10 protein-coding genes are annotated in these 16,068 nt (G+C 58.1%); 5 read left to right on the top strand and 5 right to left on the bottom strand.

All coding sequences use genetic code 11. The annotated features are described in order from the left end of the window. Positions 1–193: 193 nt before the first annotated feature. Together ACKI2N_RS32785 and ACKI2N_RS32780 are read left to right on the top strand one after the other, a co-directional pair. The gene (locus tag ACKI2N_RS32785; protein WP_420996552.1) at positions 194–1,984 is read left to right on the top strand and encodes a YfjI family protein; all 1,791 of its coding nucleotides are present in this window, start codon (positions 194–196) and stop codon (positions 1,982–1,984) included. 1,245 nt (positions 1,985–3,229) lie between these two features. Then, positions 3,230–4,417, top strand: a complete 1,188-nt coding sequence (locus ACKI2N_RS32780) for a hypothetical protein (RefSeq protein ID WP_420996551.1) — start codon at positions 3,230–3,232, stop codon at positions 4,415–4,417. Positions 4,418–4,522: 105 nt separating this feature from the next. Here the strand turns inward: ACKI2N_RS32780 and ACKI2N_RS32775 are convergent, their stop codons facing one another. Together ACKI2N_RS32775 and ACKI2N_RS32770 are read right to left on the bottom strand one after the other, a co-directional pair. After that, on the bottom strand, positions 4,523–4,693 hold the full coding sequence (locus tag ACKI2N_RS32775) for a hypothetical protein (protein ID WP_420996550.1): 171 nt from the start codon (positions 4,691–4,693) through the stop codon (positions 4,523–4,525). 180 nt (positions 4,694–4,873) lie between these two features. Then, positions 4,874–5,077 (bottom strand): hypothetical protein, encoded by a 204-nt coding sequence (locus ACKI2N_RS32770; protein WP_420996549.1) that lies wholly within the window; start codon positions 5,075–5,077, stop codon positions 4,874–4,876. A 374-nt stretch (positions 5,078–5,451) separates the two neighbouring features. Here ACKI2N_RS32770 and ACKI2N_RS32765 point away from each other — a divergent pair, with 374 nt between their 5' ends. Beyond that, positions 5,452–6,135: a hypothetical protein gene (locus ACKI2N_RS32765; RefSeq protein ID WP_420996548.1), complete on the top strand. Its 684-nt coding sequence runs from the start codon at positions 5,452–5,454 to the stop codon at positions 6,133–6,135. A 972-nt stretch (positions 6,136–7,107) separates the two neighbouring features. Further along, entirely contained in the window at positions 7,108–7,938 is an 831-nt protein-coding gene (locus ACKI2N_RS32760) for a hypothetical protein (RefSeq protein ID WP_420996547.1), read from the top strand. Positions 7,939–8,326: 388 nt separating this feature from the next. Here the strand turns inward: ACKI2N_RS32760 and ACKI2N_RS32755 are convergent, their stop codons facing one another. Beyond that, positions 8,327–9,304: a PIN domain-containing protein gene (locus ACKI2N_RS32755; RefSeq protein ID WP_420996546.1), complete on the bottom strand. Its 978-nt coding sequence runs from the start codon at positions 9,302–9,304 to the stop codon at positions 8,327–8,329. 300 nt (positions 9,305–9,604) lie between these two features. Here ACKI2N_RS32755 and ACKI2N_RS32750 point away from each other — a divergent pair, with 300 nt between their 5' ends. Further along, entirely contained in the window at positions 9,605–13,768 is a 4,164-nt protein-coding gene (locus ACKI2N_RS32750) for a PIN domain-containing protein (protein ID WP_420996545.1), read from the top strand. A 78-nt stretch (positions 13,769–13,846) separates the two neighbouring features. On the opposite strand, the gene ACKI2N_RS32745 is transcribed toward ACKI2N_RS32750, so the two are convergent. Further along, positions 13,847–14,548 carry a hypothetical protein gene (locus ACKI2N_RS32745; RefSeq protein ID WP_420996544.1) on the bottom strand — a complete coding sequence of 234 codons (702 nt, stop codon included), beginning with the start codon at positions 14,546–14,548 and terminating at the stop codon, positions 13,847–13,849. Positions 14,549–15,415: 867 nt separating this feature from the next. After that, the gene (locus ACKI2N_RS32740; RefSeq protein ID WP_420996543.1) at positions 15,416–15,886 is read right to left on the bottom strand and encodes a hypothetical protein; all 471 of its coding nucleotides are present in this window, start codon (positions 15,884–15,886) and stop codon (positions 15,416–15,418) included. Between the last annotated feature and the right edge of the window lie 182 nt (positions 15,887–16,068).

Genomic DNA, 16,068 nt, shown 5'->3' with positions numbered 1-16,068 from the left:
CGCGTTGCTATGCCTCCTTCTTCTGTTTCACTCTCTGCCCAAACTTTGGATTTGCAGTGCCAGATTTTTTCCTTCGTTTGCCTATTTTTTGCTTTTGGCGGTATCCGATCGCATGTTCTCTTGTTCGGCGCCATGGCTTGTGTGGAATGCCAATTTTGCTTAGAGCGCACGATCTGCGCACGCGGGAGGCGCGGTGATACACGACGAAGATGAACGGACGCCGCAGGGTCGGCTCAGCGTAAATTCCATGTATGGCGCGGGCAATACGCCGCTAGCCGACGATGCGCGCGACGAGCGAAGTTCAACGATATTTGTGGACTCGCTGCTTAAACAAGATGTGAATCCGCCGGCAATTCAAGGGGGGAGCCGCAAGCCGCCTTTGCCCAAATACGAATTGCCCGGGGATTTTCCATGGCAGGCATTGCCAGAAACGATCCGTGGCGCTGTGCAGGAGATCTGCGAAAACGACAAGCTTGCCGTGCCGCTTGCCGTGCAGGCGACGCTCGCTGCCGTTTCGGTCGTGTGTCAGGACTTGATCATGGTGGACCGGGGCTTCGGAGAGGTATCGGTCTGCTCGCTATTCATGATGGCCGTCGCCGATTCGGGGGCACGTAAAACACGAGCGGATCGCGCCGTTACCCCGACCATTGAGAAGAATGACCGGGGCCGAGCGATCGAGTACGAGCGAGCAAAGACGGCGTATGAGAACGAGCAAAAAGTGCGGCGGATGAAAGAACGTGCACTTGAGCGCACCTATATTGGCCTGACACGTAAGGCGTATGCTGCGGGAGACGAAAAGGCTGAGGTTGCCAGGGAATCGCTGAAGGAAATCGAGGGCCTGCTGGAAGAACTGCGCAGTCAACCGTTGACTTGTCCCGAGCCACATCTCAGGCGCTCACTGTATTCGAGCATTTCGATGCGTGAATTGGAGCGCAGCCTGTGCGAGAACTGGCCGTCCGCCGGCCTGGTTTCGAGCGAGGCGGCAGACATCCTGAATGCGCGCAGCGAGTCGGACATGGCGCGACTCGACCGCCTCTGGGATGGTCAAGGTATTGATGTTGTTGGACGGACGGCACGTGAAAGCTTCTCTGTGAGCGATCCTCGATTGACAGTTTCGCTCATGATCCAGCCTACGGTTTTCGACCGTTTCATCGAACGCAAGGGGGATCAAGCCAAAGGAGTGGGTTTTATTCCTCGCACTTTGATCTCTCGACCCGAGACCCCCTACGGTCAGCGTCAAGCGGACAGTGCTGCACCACGGTCCAGGGTCTGGACCGATATATTTAACCGGCGGGTGCTGGATTTGCTCGATCACGGTTTTATGGACATTGGGCAGCGAGCTCAATGTCGCAAGGTCCTGTATTTCTCATCAGCAGCGCAACTGTTGTGGGAGACTGATCACAACGAAAAGGAAGCGCAGACGGTAGATAATGGTCGATACGTTCACGAGCGTGAATTCGTCAACCGATATTCGGAGCACGTGGCACGGCTGGCGGCCCTGTTTCACTTCTTCGAGACGTATCAACTAGCAGGCGAAGATCACTCAGGTCGGCTTGAGATTCCAGAATCAACGGTAAAAGCAGCCATCAACGTGTGCGAATGGTATCTGAGTGAATTTAGTCGCATATTCAATCCAGAAAAAGCTATCGAAGAGGCAGCGGAATATGTGTTGAAAAAACTGAGAGAGCGTGTGGCTTCAAAAAACGGCGGTGAGCTACCTGATGAAACCTTGAGTAATCGGTATCTTGAACTTCCTGAGAATGAGCTGCGGCTTTTCTGTTCCAGATATGGTCTCAAAACCGACACGGCGAAGTTCAAGATGGTGCTGGACTGGCTCGCTGACAAGAAGTATGTCTCACGCCACTCCATATCCAGTGCGACAACGGGCAAATCGACCGCTACGGTGAGACTGGAGATAAGTAGAAATCTTAGTTACCACCAGAGGAGACAAATGGAGGAGCGTCGGGATCTGGGTGGGGAATGAGAAGGCGGAGAATATGGCTTGCCGAAGGCAATCAGCATTGGAACCTCCAATTGTGGCGAAACATCCTCAGAAATCGAACGACGACCAACCAGCAGATAGAGAACCGGCAGGCGTCAGGTCTTGGCGACTTGATCCAGCAAGGCGCTCGGCAGGTTGCCGCTTGATTATACGATCGGCACTGTAAGCTGCCTTTGGCCTTTGCCCGGCAAGGAATCGATGCGCTAGATTGAGAAAGTTGGAATGGCATCGGCGTCCTATGAGCGGGAAGTTGTGCCATCAGCTGTCTCTTTCCTTATGTCCTCGCGCCCGGCCGCTTCCGTCGGCGGGCCGCTCAAGCATTTCTGATCTCCCCTCGGGCGGGCGAAGTTGCTGCCTCGGTTCCCCCTGATCCGCTTTCCGTTGACCACTGCGCGCTCCCGTTAGCGCATGAGTCCTCCCGCATCTAGCAGTTTAACGTCATCCACGCAGTGGTAGAGAGATCGCTTTTTTCGCTCTTTAAGAGCGAAAAAAGCGATCTCTAATGCAGTGCGTGTGACGAAGATTTATTGATCTCTATCCAGCCGATACTGACGACGCTGTTGAGGCCGCTTGCGATCACGGCGCTGCGCGACAATCCAAGCTTTCAGTACGACTTCGGTCGAGATGCTTGCGAAGAGATGATGTCGCTCGCAGTGCGGTAGGTTCCCGGCTTGCAAGGGTGAGGGAGAGATGGTGCCAAGGTTATCTGGAAAGGCTTGCAACGCTTTGTCACGGTGTTCGAAGCCATCCATGTCCGACCTGGGAGCAGGGCTTGGTGTGAGCTCTGGGTAACGAGGCAACTCGAGCCTGAGTGTCATGGACTGGATAATTCTTAATGCCTCAAGCCTGTGTGTTAATGCAGGATGCGCCAGTGTAATGGTGCTGCTTGCTCTTGTATATTTCAGGTTAATCGATATCCATCATTTTAGGTAATGTAATAAGGTGGTGTTTGGGTGGAAGGTCATAACGAGAAGGTGTAAATGGGCGAATTATAAGTCAGGCGGCTTGCAGGAGGGCTTGCCTTGCCAAGTTAGTACTCTGCCAGATTGTAATGGTGAGATTGAGGGGGAGTGAAATAGAGCGGGTTATTGGATAATCTTAGCGGGGCTGTAAAAATTACCAAGCAGGAGAAGTATATGGAGTTGCTACGCATTATCGTCGCATCAGGTAACCTGTTAGGATCGAGTGAAAAATGTTCTCATCCTGTCCCCCGAAACGGAAATTAACATGGATGTCAGAGGCCCCAAAAAAATATTGGTCAACGATGTTGCCCGAGATGGCGATCGGAATAAATTGATCGCACTTCCATCTGGGGTTAGATTGTGGGGGGTTAAGGAATATTCTCGGATTTTCAAGAGATTATTGGTTTTCGTTGAGGTGGTTTTGACGACGAATGATAATCCATTTGTCATCACGAATTTGCCATATGGGAAGTCTTATCGCATACGATCGCATCGGCTGGCTCATTGTTTCCGACACTTCGATCAGTTACTTGAGATCTGCCCAGCTGGATTTGTGTACGCACCCGATGTTGAGCTTTTCCGGGTCTGCTACCAGTCTCATGCCAGAATCGCCGGTTGCACGTTTGAAAACCCGAAATGGCTCTGTACGGATGGGCTCCTAGAGGCTGAGGTCTTCAATGACTTCATCGCTTATATGCGTCAAGAGGCCGCGCGCCTAGAGGTGAGAAAGGCAATACGTGACTGGAAATACGGGATGACCAGCGTGCAAAAGGAGGGGATTACTGAGTATCTGCGCACGATGCCGAATCGCACGACGAAGCTGCTTGCGGTTCGCTGTGAGTTGCAGTATCGCGAGGTGGCTCAATCTGTCGCAGACATTCTGGTTCGTGCTGTCGAAGAGGGAATGCCGGCTCTTCGTGTCGAAGATCTGGTAGAGGAGGAGTTACCCGAATGCAGAGCACGGCTCGATAGTGCCGTAGCCATGCGGGACCGAGATCGTTTCCTTTCCAACCGATATGGAAGGGACAGGTCTCTCTTCGATCCCATGATCGGCCATGTATGGAAAATCGAACAGTCGGGTGCGGGAATTATCCACCATCACGTCTTGTTCCTTTTTGACGGTCAGGTCGTGAAAGACGATCTGACACGATTGGAACTTATATTTCGGCGATGGGAGGCCATTACCGGTGGAGCAGGTTATGGACACAGTAGTCACTACGACAAACAGAGGTTTGCGTCGATAGGGCGTTGGCACTACGGGAATATCGATGGTCCAGTGGCTCTTGAGGCGATGATTGCTGACGTAGCCAATTATTTCACGAAAGATACGCAGCTTCTCCGATCGAAGCCTGCGCTCAAGGCGCGTACTTTGACTATGGGCAGAGCACACAAGCAACGTGAGGGAGGACCTGGGCGGCCGCGGAGCCAAAAATGGTCAAGCATTGCGGCCTGATGCCAAGTGTGGACGACCAAGTGAGCCACCGACGTGTCGATGGAGACGACGGCGTTGAGCTGCTCCATTAGCGCGGCCGTGTCCCCAAAATGCTTCACAGCGTCGTCAAAAGCGCTGCAAGCGCGCCGCATGCGGGGGGGCTTTGAGTCTGCCGAGATCGACCTCGTTGATATCGCGCTGGAGAATGACCCAGTCGATATGATCCAGTGCGAATAAAGGCGCGAACTTGCCAGTGGTGTGGCCCGGTTCTCGTTGCGCCGGATGCGGCCAGACCATGTCAGCCCGATCTTGCGGCGCGCGAGATTCTGCAGCGCATCGCGCCATTTGGCCCGATAGCTTTCGGGTGACGCCAGATAAGGAGTGAGCGGAAGGGAAGGGATGTCTCTAATGTGTGTCGAGCCGGTACGGCAGGCTTAGCCAGGAGCACTGAAGGTTGGCTTCCGAGCAGAGATCGTTTTAGGCGATCAGCTTGAGGCCCCACGCCTTGGCGCTCCAGGAGCGGAACGGGTTTCGGTTGTAGCGTTCCGTTTTCTGACCGTCCCACCAGACTTCGGTGTTGCCGGAGTAGACGGGGCGGCCGTGGTGATCGAAGCCGGTCACGCAGGTGCAGCCCGGAATTTGCTTGAGGGCGCGGACAATGCGCAGGCCGGTGTGTTTCACCACCGTAGCGTGGAGGGGCACTGCGAAGCGCGCACTATTCCTCATTCGCTCAAGGCGAAGAGAATGTCGGGCGCCTCAGATCGGCCATGAGCTGCCCATCAATCCGGTGCCGACGGCTGACCGGCTTCCGGCCAGCTTCGGTTAGTCGATGCCGGCCTCCATTTGACGCCTGGGCACGCCGTCCCGATATCCGAATACGCGCATAGTGCACGCGATAGGGCCTCCATTTTCTGTGTCGGTGAGACAACACCACTGGTCGTTTGCCTCCTCGGCTCGCTAGGCGGCTGTTACCCTCGTGCGATTGCTTTTCGAATTGATAAACACCGATTGCATTTTCTACGGCCGCGTATCGGTGGATGCCGCGCGAGGGTGAGATGAAATTCCCGTTGCACATGCAGATCTTGTTGGCAATGACGGTAGGGATGGCTCCCTCCATCTATGCCGAGGTTCTCCCCGCGCCTGCGACTGAAGGGGCGGACCCCATCGTCGCCGTCCGTGGCCGCGACTCGATTGTCGAGAGCATCGATATGTCTCCCCAGGCTACAAGCTTTTGGCGCAATCTACGTGAAACAGTCAACAACATCGATCTGAACGACCACGAGAAAGTATCAAATCAGCTCACACTAGAAGGCAACCGTCGTCGGCCACTGCAAGGCCCAATGCAGTTCAGCTATCCAAGTTGGTTGCCGCTTCGCGAACCCGTACAGGCAAGGACTTATCGGGTCCAGCGGGGCGGATCCATAACGCGATGGAGCTTCTTGCCTGACTTAAGATTCGTATGCCTTTCACGCAGAGAGATCGAGCGGAACTTTGGGGCTGGGAAGAGTGATTCCCGCATTCCTGCACAGGTTGTTGAAGAGGGATATGGTGGGCCATTGGAGACAGTAACGAGCCGACTTGGCTACTTCCATTCGATGCGTTACAAGGTAAATGGCGGGGACCGATACATCGAAGCGAGTTTCTCTCCTGGAGGATGTGCTGTCTTCATTGGGTTGATGCAACCCAACTCCGACGAATTTGGCTTACCTGAACCATCGACCTCAGTCTCGATAGAGTAAGGTTGGCCGCGGCAGCATGTCTTGCCTCCAAAATACTGGCTCACCCGTCCGTGGGCGAGTGCGCTAACGGCGCCGGAATGCGAAAATCTATCCGCACAGCGTCCGCTTCGGGGTGGGACTCTGCCCTTCACCTATCCATTAGCCAATGACAGAGAAGGGTCGTCAACTGCCTTCCGTGCCCGGTGCTTCTCCCCGTATCGAGGTCGCATGCAGAGCTCGTGTGCGGCAGCCTGCCAGGCGCGCGCGGGGCAGAGCCGGCTTCGGCGTGCAGGCAATCCTCGGCGTCGAAGATCCCAGCCAGCCTGGCCGGTGCCGCCGGCGCCCGCACGCATCAGCGCACTTCCGGCATCGAGGTTGGGTCGGCGTGCTGTCGGCGCCTATTGGCGGTGCAGGCTTTGGGGGCGAGCTGGCCGGCGCTGGTGTCGCCTCGGTTCGGACTGCATGGTGAGCCAGCATGTGGGCGATGGTGTTTTGCGCTCGCTCGCGCTGGTGTTCGTGCCGGCTGTTGGTCGCGCCGCTGGCTCCCCCGGCCGGCGCCGCGGTGCTGTGCGGGCGCTGGCCGGCTCGCGAATGAACGGTTCGCATCGGCGTGCCGGCAGCTGGTGGACCTGTCCGTGGGTGGCGTACAGTGAGTGCGGCGGCCTGGGTCGGGCGCGTGCTTGGCCAAGCCGGCATGCTGGCAACCGACGACTCGGTAAAACCCGGCAGCCTGGCCGCCGGTGGCCTGGACTTGCCAGAGAATTCTGAGCAGCGCGAGCAGGGGGGACGGGCACGTCGCTACAATGGCAGCGACCGGCCATGAACGGTCAGTCCGCTACGCAGTCGCTCGGACATTCAGGCGTCGGCCCCATGTCCCTGGGCAACCATTGATGTCGTATCTGAGCGATAGCCCGGTTGATTCGCCTCCGATAGCGATTGCGCGTGGAAGCGCCATAGTCTGAGGATTGAGGCGATTTTCGCCAAGGAGAACCCGTGTCGATCTACCGTTACAGGCAATACCGTGCCGCGTTGAAGGCCGCCCCCCGCAAAGGCAAGCTCATGCCGTATGACTGGGGAGCGCTTCCTCAACGATTGTCAGGTGATTGGATGGCGTACGCCGAGATGTTCAATGAGTTCTCTCAGGAACTTGCCAATACTATCAACGATCTGACCCGCTACACCCACCAGTTAACTGCTTGGCGCGACGTGATGGACAAGCTTGATGATGAGGGGAAATTCAACGTCGCAGTAGAGTTCGTCGATCCGCTAGCAACCATCACACTAAATCTGCCCTACGTTATCCGGTCACGCTTCATCTTTGCCGCAGCACACCTCAGCCATCAAGCGGGCAGGACTAAGGTGCCCAAAGGATGGAAGGACGACCTACCCTTAGACGACGAAATTTACTTCAAGCAGGCGGATACGGTAGGTGGTCCGTGGAAGACCTACACCAAGCTCAAGATGAAACTCGAGCGAATTAGTGACCAAGCCTACCAAGTGAAGACCAAGAACTTCCGAAACACTTACAACCATCGCTTCTCTCCACGCGTCGTCTTTGGTCAAACGAGCATTGTCACGCGCCGTGTCGACGCGGAGACCAAGCAGGTGAGTTATGGATTCGGTGGCACTGAGCCTCTGACTTTGAGGTTGGTTGTCGAACTGCTCGAAGAGCAGTGCCAACACTGCTACAAAGCGTTCGAGGCGTTTCAGAAACTAGTTCAGGAACACGAGAAGGCTATCTCCGCTGCATCGACCGCGACGCTTGCGGTGATGACCACAGCGGTCCCGCTAGCTCGCTCCGGTAACATCTACCCGAACGAATGACGAGGTACACTCGATACCAGCCATCGGGACCAAGATGCATCGTGAGACCGCTTCGGGTCGTCGGCAGCCCTCCGCGCCCAGTGCTCGTCCCCGTCTCAAGGTCGCATGCAGACCCAGTCTGCGGCAGCGCTGCCAGGCGCGCGCGGCAGCGTCGGCTTCAGCGTGCCGGCGATTTGCGGCTCAGGAGATCCTGGCCAGACCGGCCAATGCCGGTGGCTGCACGCGGAGTAGCCCAGTCTCGCATCGGGCTGGCATGCTGGGGTTGGCAGGGTGCGCGCATGGGGCTCGCGTGCTGGCGCACGAGGGCCAATGGCGCTGCTGGTCCGCCCGCGCGATGATGCCGCCATCCTTGCGGTGGTCTTGTCTTGGTTCCCCGCCAACGGCCGCGTCAAAAATGATAGGTAATTTCCCCTTCGGCGTCGCTGATGGAGCGGTTGGCGATGAGCTTGGCGATGATGGACTCCACCTCGCGCTCGGCGATGGCATGCACCTTAAACATGGCGTGAATGTGCTTGGCCAGGGTCGCCCGGCGGCGCGGCCGGGTCGCCTTTTGCGAGCGGGCCAGGATTTGGCGCGTGAGATCGGCGCTCGGCTTGCCGCCTCCCTTCTTACCGTTGCCCGGCTGTGGTTGGGTGGTCTTCTTGGCGGGCATTTTCGCCGGGGCGGCCTTGGCCGCCTTCGGGAGTGTGGAGGCCGTCGGCTTCCCGTTCGCGCTCGGCTTCGAGGTGGCCACGGGGGCCGCGGCTGGAGCCGGCGTCGCGCGCGCGGTTTGCACGGGCGTGGAGCTCGGATGAGCCGGGCCTGATGCGTGGCGTTCGGCGTCCGCATCAGCGGGGCCGGTGCCGAACGCCTCGGAGAGACAGGTCACGTGCCGCGCAGGAATCCTATGCTCCACGCCGAGCCAGGTGAGCAGCGGGTCGAATCCCCTGTCGCGGGAGAGCACGAAGACGGGCCCCCTTTCGCCTTTCTCCACTATGCGGCCGATCTCGAGGGCGATGTGGAAGTCGAGGGCGTTGGGCCCGACCCCGCTCGAGCGAACCCATCGGGCACGCTCGCCGAGCGCTTGCAGCCCCATGGCCACTTCAATGGGAACCTTCCTCTGGACCTCGCCGGCGAACACCACCAGGCGCGAGCCCTCGAGTTGGGAGAAGTCGATGTTCTGGACGTTCTCGAAGTCGACCAGCACCACGGCACTGGCGCCCATCATTGAACCTCCCACCGCAACCCAGCCGATCTCGTCGATGTCGCTTCGGCCAAGGCGGTGCGCCTGCCAATCTTCTCCCGAAAGGCCCCCATGGCTCATGCTCCCGATGATATTCTTAGTTTCGACCCCCATTTTACCCAATGCGCCCGGCGCGAAGAGCATCGGCGAGAAACATGGGCTCGGGCGTAGATGACCGTGGCCACCGCCCCTTCGGAACCGCCCGGGATCGCATGGCGCGGCGGGAGGAAGTCGAGCGAAGAGTGGCCATCGTCGGCTTGCCGGTGGGTGGCCCAGCCCGGCCATGAGTAGGCGTTTGCGATGACCCTACGTGTGGCTCCTCTTTAGGTATATTACGGTCATTCAAATCCGCTTTGAAATGTCATCGACCGCAGTAGAAACGATTGGTTGAGCATACACACGTTCCGGTACGCAAAGCGCTCAAGCGTTGGGCGAATACTCCGGATGCAACGGGTATTCTGGCGCAGAATCAAGAGAGAGGGCTCCGGCTTGCACATCATTCCGTTCGAAATTCCCCTGCCAAAAAATGAGGCAGACTTTGAACGCATGTGTGCGCAGGTGTACGGCGTGGTCTTCAACGACCGGATGCCGAAGATGAATGGCCGTCGCGGCCAAGTTCAGGGTGGTGTTGACGTCTTCGTGAAGGAGCCTAGCGTTGGGCGCGTGGGCATCCAGTGCAAGAAGTACACGATGAAGCCGGTCAAGTGGGAAGACGTCGAGGACGAAGTTGGCAAGGCCGACAAGCACAAGGCACCCATCAAGAAGCTCATCCTTGCTACCACCGCACCAAACGACGCGCCGCTGCTGAAAAAGGTCCAAGAACTCTCGGACGACCGTGAGGCCAAGGGGCTGTTTCCCGTCGAAGTGGAGTTCTGGGAGGACATCTGCAACCATATCGACCGGTTCCCGGTCCTGCAAGACAGCTACGCGCCACACACTCCGGGCGCAGCCTATCATCGTCAAGAGACGTCGCTCAACGCGATTCGCGACATCGTGCTGGAGACGAACGCGACCATGCAAAGCGTTGCCGGTTTGCCGCTGGCGCGACCTGATTCAATCGACCGACTCATCTCGGATCAACTTGATCGCACCAATGAACTGTTGAAATCTGGCCGGTTCCGCGACGCGCTCGACCATCTGGTGGTCGTTGGCAAGGACCTAGAGCCCTTCGATGCGCACCAAAAGGCTCGCTGGTACCTGCAGAAGGGTCTCAGCATCTGGTTCATGCGCTTGGACGACCAAGAGTCCGCCGGCCTGTTTCTCAAGGCCTTCGAGCTCTATCCGGACGACGAGCGGATGGCCGCCGCCCAAGTTCGAGGCCTCATGTTACAGAAGAGGCTTGACGGGGCGCGCGCAGCCGGGGAATCCGCCCTTGAGCGATTCCCAGACTCTCAGCAGATCTGGTTAGCGCTGGCCAGCGTCAGGCTCCTACAAGGCCAACCCGTGCAGATGAAGGATGTGCCTGATGCGTTAAAGCAGGAGCCAGACACCCTTCAGTTCGTCGCACATGCGGAACTCACAGCTGGGAATCTGGACGAGGCCATCAAGCTCAGCCAGGAGGCCGCCAACCACCCCACGGCGGGGTTCTTTATCCGCGCGAACACACTTCGGATTGCCGCGGAGTGCGGGTCACGGTTCCCTGTTGGAGCGATGGCAGGTGCACTTCCGCTGCGCGAGACGAAGGCACTTGATTTCGCAGTCAGCTTGTTCAACCCGTGGCATGAGCGCCTCTGGGACGTTCAGTCTGACTCAGTGGGCGAGACAGTCGCTCACTTGGGCTACGCCCTGCTGATGCTGCATCGTTTCCCTGCGGCACTCGCCCTTGCGAGGGAAGCCGAAACCCACGGGTACCGATCGGCCGAAATTTTGCGCACGCAGGTGACCTCTCTGGTTGAGTTGGACAGGGAGGGGGAACTCTTGAGTCTCGCTGCCGACCGGTTGACCCAGATGAACCCCGCCAGCCTAACTATCGTGGGCGAGGCTGCCGCCAAGGACGGCAATCTTGCGCTGCTCAAGCAGACTTTAGACGCAGCACTGGCCTTTGATCCCGTCGACGAGGAGACCACGGAATTGCTCGCAGCTCTTCGCTGGGACGCGTTGATGCACGCCGGCCAGCAGGACGCTGCCGTCCGTGAGGTGATTGCGGCAAAAGTCGAGGTCGCCGGAGGGATCATCTCAGCCTGCGTCGCAGCACGCGTCCTGAATCGAGCCGGACAAACGCTGGAAGCTGATGCAGTCGTGCAACGGGCGAAGACCCTGGTGACGCCCGAGAGCACTGACGCCCAGAAGCTCATGCTCGCAGAGCTGCTGTTCAACGTCGGACAGTTCGCCGAGGCCGGAGTGCTGTTCGAGCGATTGGTGACTGCAGACCGCGTCTCTGACCTGCACAACAGGTTACTTGCGTGCTATGTGCGGTCTCACAATCGACGCAAGGCGAAGGAGTTAATTGCTGGGCTGCCTGCCGAGTGGATTGAGAACGACGAAACCCGCAGCCTTGCCATTGAACTTGGCCAACAAGCTGCGGACTGGGCATTCCTGCGTCCGTTGGTGGAGGCTCAGCTAAGAAAGCATCCAGACACTGCTGGAAGCTGGCTCTTCAAGTTGAGCGTGAGCTTGCACTCATCGACGCCGGCTGAGTTTCAAAACGACCTTCGCAGCGTCCCGGATCTGCTTGAGGGACCGATACGGGCAACCACTCAATTGGTCGGGCTGGAGCTTCGATACGGTGAGGCCGAGCGCGGGATACGCCGACTGTATCGAATGCTACGTTGCAATCTTGATGAGCCTGAAGCGCTGTCGGCGTATTTCATCGCCATCCTAGGGGCACCCGGCGAGCTTCCCTTGATGGAGGAGAAACTGCCTGCAGTTGCAGCTGGCACCTGCGTCGCATTGGTCGATGAGTTCGGCCAACCCACACGGTTGGTCATCGACCCGTCGGATGTGGGAGAGCTTCCGAAGCGCGAGGGCTACTCGGATGGTGCTGCACCTCCGGCAGCGGCTTTGCTGGGGGCGGTCGTGGGTCAGCAGGTGAACCTTCCGGAACTTGCCTTCGGCGACACCCGGCAATACACGGTGACTGCTGTCCAATCGGCCTGTCGGCACATGCTGCAGGTCGTGCGGGAACGTGCCAACGCGCTGGGCGGGCTGCCTCATATGAAAATGGTCCACGTCGGAACGACCGGCGATGGCGAACGCGACTTGGCCCACATGAAGGCCGAGGTCATGCGTTCCTCAGCCATCTCGCGTCAACTGTTTGACGTCTATGCCACAGGCGGCATGACGCTCTCTGGGTTCGCCGAGTGCCAAGGCCGTAGCACGGTCGAAGCTGTCTTGGGCTGGCCGACCGATGGGCCGCCACTCTTCGTTGGAACTGGTGCCGAAGCGGAGCGCGTCGCGGCACTTGAACTCCTCGCCCGGCCTGATGCGATCTACGTCATCGACGCGCTGACCCTCGCTGAACTCGTCAATCTGGGGCTTCAGGAGGCACTGGGCCACCTCCCAAAGGTGCTTGTGTCGCCGGTGACGAAGGCGATGTTGGAGGAGGTGCTTCGTGGAGCGGAAGAGGACAGGAGCGTTGCGACCAGCACTGAGGTGAATGGGGAGCTTGCCCTTATCGAACACGACGCCTGCTACCACGCACGGCGAATCGAGTTCTTCAACGCTGTTCTCGCAGCCGTCGAGAAGTACTGTGAAGTACAGCCTGCGTATGGCGAGCTGGAAGACGAAGGCGAGATGCCCCGCTTGACTGACGTTCTTCAGAACGAGGAAATGGAGGTGCTGCTGCTCGCAAAGGCAGTCAACGCAACGGTCTTGACGCTGGATGGCCGATTCCGTTTCGTTCTGGAGGTTGTAGCGAAGGTCGGCGGTGTCTGGCCACAAGTCTTGCTGATGTACTGCAGGAGCAGGAATCTCGTCGACCCTATGGTGCTTGCTTCAGCCACCATTCGGCAGTTCCTCCAGAATAGAAGTTTCGTGTCGCTGGGTTCAGGTGACCTTACTTGGATGGTTCTGCAGGGGGGCGCGTACCTGCAGCAGGGCATGCGACGCTTCAAGGTCCATCTGTCGTCGGACGATGCTGAGTTCACTTCCACTGTCGACGTGGCCTTCGAGTTCCTAGCGCGAATCGCTGCGCTCCGAATCAATCTTGGGGCATTCGGGGAACTGTTCGAGCACGTAGTTGAGGCGGCGATGCGCCATAGGAAGTGTCCGGCTGATTTCGAGCGCGTCGTCACGGAGTTCATCATCGACCTGACTGCCTCGCTGAACCAGAGTACCCACCTCTATGAACTCGTGAATATCCGAACGATTCAACGTATGCACCTTCAGCGGCGGTATCTAGCGGAACGGTTGATTCGTGCTCGAGACCGTCTCAAGGTACCGGTGGACAATCGCCCCATTGCAGTGCGAGCGGTCTTCGTTAGCAGCATTCCTTGGCTGATAGAGGACAAATCCAGTCCGGTTGCCGGGGCGGCAACCAAGGTACACCTGCCATCTCAAATAGCCGATCCAGCTCAGGCTATTGAGTCGAGCGAGGCGTCGGCAACGTCAGGGCAAGGCGGAAAGGCACTCCTAGTCGCAGAGCCGGAGGCGAGGCTCAACCGCGGCTGAACACAGACGCCGGCAGAAACTACCGCCAGATGCTGCGCCGCACCATCCGAACCCACCGGGTTCCTGCCGAACGTTTGCCTAGGCTAAGAGCACCGGGAGACTATGAAGGCTTGCCGTGTCGATCGCCAGAAGTGGAATTTCTGATTTTTGACCGATTGCTTCAGCGAATGCCTGGCCGACAGCCATGGGAAAGTAGCGGTGATGATGCAGGACGTTGGGATCGCGCCCCCATACGACCGCCCCGCTCATCTTCGCATAAACGTCTCCACCAAAAGCAGCCAGCGAGCTTGCGAATGTCGGTTCAATTATCTCTCCGGATTGGACAGTCAGCCACGCATGAAGATTTATACCCATGCGTCCCTCGATAAGAAGCTCGTTAAGGGTAATGCCAGTCCGACTCCAGCGTCTGAGCTCGTTCCAAGTAGGGGAGAATACCGGTCGGTCGTCCTTCCACAACTGCCCGATGGTCACCCAGACTTTGGCGCCGATCTTCTGTTCGAAGTATGGCGCGAGATAGTGACACCATTTAAGACATTGGCCGGCAGCCTTTCCGGGGTCTACAACTCCAGCGGCGTGGAAGGCGGGTCCAATGAACTCGCCGTGGACATCAAGGATGTCTTGGTCGAGCCAATCCGGCAGGGCTACTTGGAAGCCACAGCTTCTCGTGAACTTGACCGCGTGCTGGAAATTACTGAGGTAGTCACCGATGTCATCGTGCCGGGTCGGTAGCGCGCCGGCATCAAACCGGCCCCGCAGGCGTTCAATCAATTGCAGCAACATCTTGTTTCCCGTGGTGGTAGGAAAGGTAAAAAAAGTCTCTGTTAGGTGGATGCATCCCTGTATCGCTCCGATATGTAACGGCAGCGAACACGTAATCTTTATCTTTCCGGTTGGTGGAGTCGTTGTGGCAAGAGGGTCTATGTAGCCTGTTGGTCGTGCCAGCCGGGGGATCACGGGCATATCCGAGCCTTCAGTGGAACTCAGCAGGAGGGCGAGGGCACATGCGCACGTGAACGGTGGATGCTGGTGCGCCGATCGATGATGGCTCTGATGGGACCTGCCCGTATTGTCGGCACACTTGGGGGACCGGTGGCCGTGCTGCATGTGCGAGCTTGACCTAGGTCGCGCGCAGATCCAGTGCGCGGAGGCATGCCAGGCGAGCTCGGGGCAGCGTTGGCTTCGGCGTGCAGGCAATCCGCGGAGTCGAAGATCCCTGCCAGCCCGGCCGGCGCCAGCGCGCGACAGAGCACTCCCTGCATTGAGATTGGCTCGGTCGCATGTTGCCGGCAACTGGTGGTGTTGGCCCGTGAGACGTCCAGCGCCGGCGCTGCCTCGGGTTCGGCCACAGATATGCCCAGGTAATCGATGGGGTGGAGCTGCTGGTGGACGGTGACTATTGTCTGCTGGCGCCGAATTCTTGGTGATCGGTGGACACATCGGTGTAGGACGGTGCCAAATACATCCAGGAGCTGCGGCTGCATGGGAGCAAGGCCTCGCGATCTTCAGCAACTATTCGCCGACCTGCTACCAAGTCACGGCACAGGCGCCAAGCGCGGGCCTCTACTTAATGCTGAACGTCTTTCTCGATCGGATCTAACCATGGGCCTCCCACCTCGGTTGATCTGCGGCCCAGGTGTCTGAAATGGCCTATGCACTCTTGATTAGCAGCATGCAGATCATCACCACAGTGCCCAGGATGGCCGCAGATGCCGAAGCCTTGCCGGCTCTGACCGCCCAGGTATTCCGTGGCATCCCCTTCTCAGGCATCCGCAGAATTTTGGCGGTAATCGGCACTTGAACGTTGTCCACTTCGTTGTCGATCCGCTCATTGATACCTTCTGACATCTCATTGAACGACAAGGCACCCAAGTGAAGATTGGCGACAGCTAGAATGACGCCGATGACATAGATCGAGAGGGCGACTGCCAAGCCTAGCTTCAGTTCGCTATTGTTCGTGATGAGCGTCGCAGCGCCCGCAACGCCTGCCGCGTTCAGCACCACCAGATGCTTCACCGTCTCCAGGTCCCACTGGGTGGCTTGCTCATTCAGATCATGAGCCCACTGCGCCAGTCTCTCCCTGACAAGCCCCCGGCGTTCCTCATCACTCAGATTCGACACAACTATCACCTTAGACGATGTAAGGGCCAAATTGTAATGTCATACTGGGTTGAAATTGAAATGTCGTATCTCACGCCTTGGCTGAAGCGCGATATAACACGACCGCGCAGTATCACCATGGGAATGCGGGAACTGGACTGTTGCAAAGACATCGAGGCCGTCGTGAGAGCCCGCCTGATAGC

The sequence above is a fragment of the Cupriavidus sp. 30B13 genome, assembly GCF_049059565.2.
Taxonomy (GTDB): domain Bacteria; phylum Pseudomonadota; class Gammaproteobacteria; order Burkholderiales; family Burkholderiaceae; genus Cupriavidus.
Note: the sequence above shows the minus strand (reverse complement) of the source record. Positions and strands in the feature narration are given on the sequence as shown.